Source organism: Streptomyces triticagri, from assembly GCF_003429565.1.
Taxonomy (GTDB): domain Bacteria; phylum Actinomycetota; class Actinomycetes; order Streptomycetales; family Streptomycetaceae; genus Streptomyces; species Streptomyces triticagri.
On the sequence record NZ_QUAK01000164.1, the window covers coordinates 1 to 3,989 of the forward strand.

At 65.5% G+C, this 3,989-nt stretch carries 4 protein-coding genes and 1 tRNA gene; 2 read left to right on the forward strand and 3 right to left on the reverse strand.

The annotated features are described in order from the left end of the window. Positions 1–52: 52 nt before the first annotated feature. Positions 53–700 (reverse strand): ANTAR domain-containing response regulator, encoded by a 648-nt coding sequence (locus DY218_RS25490; protein ID WP_128558491.1) that lies wholly within the window; start codon positions 698–700, stop codon positions 53–55. Between the two features lie 98 nt (positions 701–798). Here DY218_RS25490 and DY218_RS25495 point away from each other — a divergent pair. After that, a tRNA-Leu gene (locus tag DY218_RS25495) sits at positions 799–873 on the forward strand. A 109-nt stretch (positions 874–982) separates the two neighbouring features. Further along, positions 983–1,765 carry a helix-turn-helix domain-containing protein gene (locus tag DY218_RS25500; RefSeq protein ID WP_128558492.1) on the forward strand — a complete coding sequence of 261 codons (783 nt, stop codon included), beginning with the start codon at positions 983–985 and terminating at the stop codon, positions 1,763–1,765. Positions 1,766–1,785: 20 nt separating this feature from the next. On the opposite strand, the gene DY218_RS25505 is transcribed toward DY218_RS25500, so the two are convergent. Together DY218_RS25505 and pyk are read right to left on the reverse strand one after the other, a co-directional pair. After that, positions 1,786–2,274, reverse strand: coding sequence for an NUDIX hydrolase (locus DY218_RS25505; protein WP_128558493.1), 489 nt, complete (start codon positions 2,272–2,274; stop codon positions 1,786–1,788). Next, on the reverse strand, positions 2,271–3,707 hold the full coding sequence (gene pyk / locus DY218_RS25510; protein WP_128558494.1) for a pyruvate kinase: 1,437 nt from the start codon (positions 3,705–3,707) through the stop codon (positions 2,271–2,273). Before pyk ends, DY218_RS25505 begins: the two co-directional genes overlap by 4 nt. Positions 3,708–3,989 lie beyond the last annotated feature (282 nt).

Consider the following 3,989-nt stretch of genomic DNA (forward strand, 5'->3'; position numbering starts at 1 on the left):
CCCGCACCCGGAGAAACCTCCGGGTGCGGGCCTCAGCCGTACCACCAACCCCTCACACCTGCTTCTTCTTCTCCTCCGAGTCCTCCACCACAGCCTCCGCCACCTGCTGCATCGACATCCGACGATCCATCGACGTCTTCTGAATCCACCGGAACGCCGCCGGCTCCGACAACCCGTACTCCGTCTGCAAAATCGACTTCGCCCGATCCACCAGCTTCCGCGTCTCCAGACGCTGCGAAAGATCCGCAACCTCCTTCTCCAACGCCTTCAACTCCGTGTACCGCGACACCGCCATCTCGATCGCCGGCACCACATCACCCTTGCTGAACGGCTTCACCAGATACGCCATCGCCCCGGCGTCCCGCGCCCGCTCCACCAGATCCCGCTGCGAGAACGCCGTCAGCATCAGCACCGGCGCGATGCTCTCCTCCGTGATCTTCTCCGCCGCGGAGATCCCGTCGAGCACCGGCATCTTCACATCCAGAATCACCAGATCGGGACTGTGCTCCCGAGCCAGCTCGATCGCCCGCTGCCCGTCCCCCGCCTCACCGACGACGGAGTACCCCTCCTCCTCGAGCATCTCCTTGAGATCAAGCCGAATCAACGCCTCGTCCTCAGCGATGACGACCCTGGTCGTCATCGGAGGCACATGCGCCTGATCCTCATCGGCTACGGGCTGGGGTGACTCGGGGGTCGTCACGGGGGCTCCTCGGTGCGGGGCAGATACTGCTGACAAGAGCGTACCTAGCTGCGGTAAGGTGGTGGACCGAAGGGACGTCCCAAACCTTCCTTTCAAAGGCCCCGGTATTCCAACTGGTTAGAGAAACGGTGCTCAAACCACCGACAGTGTGGGTTCGAATCCCACCCGGGGCACTTTTCCTTCGATTCCAAGGTCGCAGGCGAATCGTCGAGGTTCACTTGATCTCGTGACCGGAGCCGGCTTCCCGCCCGCACAGCACGCGAGCGAACGACAGTCGTCCATGTGTACGACATCCCCACGCGCAAACGCGCGCTGAATCTGGTGGCCCAGGGCCGCAGCCTCAACTCCGTCAGCAAGGAAACCGGCATATCGCGCGCTGCGATCCGTTCCTGGCAGACATGCATCGAACCGCTGCGGCGCGCGGGCCCGGAAGCCGACCCCTGCTGCCGGTGCCGAGCAGTACCGGAGACGCCGGCAGACCCTGCGACGTACTCCTACCTTCTCGGTCTCTATCTCGGAGACGGGTGCGTCAGCCGAGGCCCGCGCACCGGCTACGTCCTGCGGATCGCGTGCGCAGATGCGTGGCCCGGACTCATCGACGAATGCGTAGCGGCCGTGAGGACGATCAATCCGAGCAACAGGGCTGCGCGCGTCCAGGCGGCCGGATGTGTCGCGGTGGCTGCTTACAGCCACCACTGGCCGTGCCTCTTCCCGCAATACGGCCCCGGCAAGAAGCACGAGCGCAAGATCGCCCTGGAGCCGTGGCAGCAGCCGATCGTCGATACGCACCCGTGGGAGTTCATCAGGGGCCTGATCCACTCCGACGGTTGTCGGATCACGAACTGGACGACGCGGATCGTCGCCGGGGTGAAGAAGCGCTATGAGTATCCGCGGTACTTCTTCACCAATGTCTCCGACGACATCCGGGAGCTGTTCACCGACACCCTCGACCGCCTCGGCGTGACGTGGACGCACTGCACCCGTGACGGCAACCCGTACAACATTTCCGTGGCCCGCAAGGCCTCCGTAGCGCTGATGGACGCCCACGTCGGCCCCAAGTACTGAGCCCTGCAAGGCTGTTACTCTCAGTCGCCCCTGAGGGCCTTGGCGATGAGGCCGTGGATGAGGGTCTCGTCCGGGGCGCGGTTTTCGGTGAGGCGGGGGAGGTCTTCGGGGCCGAACCAGTCGTAGGTCGTGTGTTTCGTCCATTCCAGGGTCGGACGTGCCAGGTCGCCGTCGACCTCGATGAGGTAGTCCGCTTCGTGGCGGAGGCCGTGGGCGTCGTCGCCGGTCCAGGTGGTGATGCCGAGGAGGCGGTGGATGTGGCGTACGGTCCAGCCAGTTTCCTCGTCGACTTCTCGTACGAGGGTGTCGAGGAGGGTTTCGCCTGGTTCGACGTGGCCGCCGACGATGTCCCAGCAGTCGGGGAAGAGTCGGCGGTCGGGGCTGCGCCGCTGGGCGAAGGCGCGGCCGTGGTGGTCGAGGATGACGGCGCCGACGGCCCATTGTTGGCCGTCGGCGGGCTCCGGGAAGTGGACGTCACGCTCGACGGTGACGTGGTGGTGCGAGGTCACTTGGGGGTGTCGTCCTCGCCGATGTGGTGGATTCGGACGAGGTTGGTGGAGCCGGGGATTCCTGGTGGGGAGCCGGCGGTGATGACGACGATGTCGCCTCGTTCGCAGCGGCCGATCTTGAGGAGTTGTTCGTCGACCTGGGCGACCATGGCGTCCGTGGAGTCGACCTCGGGGCCGAGGAATGTTTCGACGCCCCAGGTGAGGTTGAGCTGGGAGTGGGTGGAGGTGTCGGGGGTGAAGGCGAGGAGGGGGATGGGTGAGCGGTAGCGGGAGAGCCGGCGGACGGTGTCTCCGGACTGGGTGAAGGCGACGAGGAACTTGGCGCCGAGGAAGTCGCCCATTTCGGCGGCTGCGCGGGCGACGGCGCCGCCCTGGGTGCGGGGTTTGTTGCGTTCGGTGAGCGGCGGGAGGCCCTTGGCGAGGATGTCTTCCTCGGCGGCTTCGACGATGCGGCTCATGGTGCGCACGGTGTCGATGGGGTATTTGCCGACGCTGGTTTCGCCGGAGAGCATCACGGCGTCGGTGCCGTCGATGACGGCGTTGGCGACGTCGGAGGCTTCGGCGCGGGTGGGGCGGGAGTTGTCGATCATCGAGTCGAGCATCTGGGTGGCGACGATGACCGGTTTGGCGTTGCGTTTGGCGAGTTTGATGGCGCGCTTCTGGACGATCGGGACTTGTTCCAGGGGCATTTCGACGCCGAGGTCGCCGCGGGCGACCATGATGCCGTCGAAGGCGGCGACGATGTCGTCGATGTTCTCGACGGCTTGGGGTTTTTCGACCTTGGCGATGACGGGGAGGCGGCGGTTCTCCTCGGTCATGATGCGGTGGACGTCTTCGATGTCGCGGCCGGTGCGGACGAAGGAGAGGGCGATGATGTCGGCGCCGGTGCGCAGGGCCCAGCGGAGGTCTTCGACGTCCTTGTCGGAGAGTGCGGGGACGGAGACGGCGACTCCGGGGAGGTTGAGTCCCTTGTGGTCGGAGATCATGCCGCCTTCGATGACGGTGGTGTGGACGCGGGGGCCGTCGACTCCGGTGACTTCGAGGGTGACTTTGCCGTCGTCGACGAGGATGCGTTCGCCTGTGGTGACGTCGGAGGCGAGTCCGTCGTAGGTGGTGCCGCAGGTTTGGCGGTCGCCTTCGATGCCGTTCTCGACGGTGATGGTGAAGTCGTCGCCGCGTTCAAGGAGTACGGGGCCTTCGGTGAATCGGCCGAGGCGGATCTTCGGGCCTTGAAGGTCGGCGAGGATTCCGACGCTGCGGCCGGTTTCTGCGGCGGCTTTGCGTACGCGCTGGTAGCGCTCCTCGTGTTCGGCGTAGGTGCCGTGGCTGAGGTTGAAGCGGGCTACGTCCATTCCGGCTTCGACCAGGGCTTTGATCTGGTCGTATGTGTCGGTGGCGGGGCCCAGGGTGCAGACGATTTTTGCTCGGCGCATGGTTCGAGCCTAGGCCTTACTGGCGGGTAGAGATTTGGCTGCGCGTGACTACTCAACAACCTTTGCCTTAAGGGCTATTGACAACTGTTGAATTGTGCGTGGGGTCGCTCCGATGAGCGTGGCGGCTGTACGGAGTGCGGTTGTGGGGGTGCGGAGAGTCAGAGGGTTGGGGGGATCATGGTGAAGCGCGCGTGGATGGTGGCGTGGACGGTTTGGCGTTGGGGTTCGAGGTCGAGGGCGGGTGGGGTGTCGGTGGGGGTGCCGGCGAAGGCGGCGCGGGAG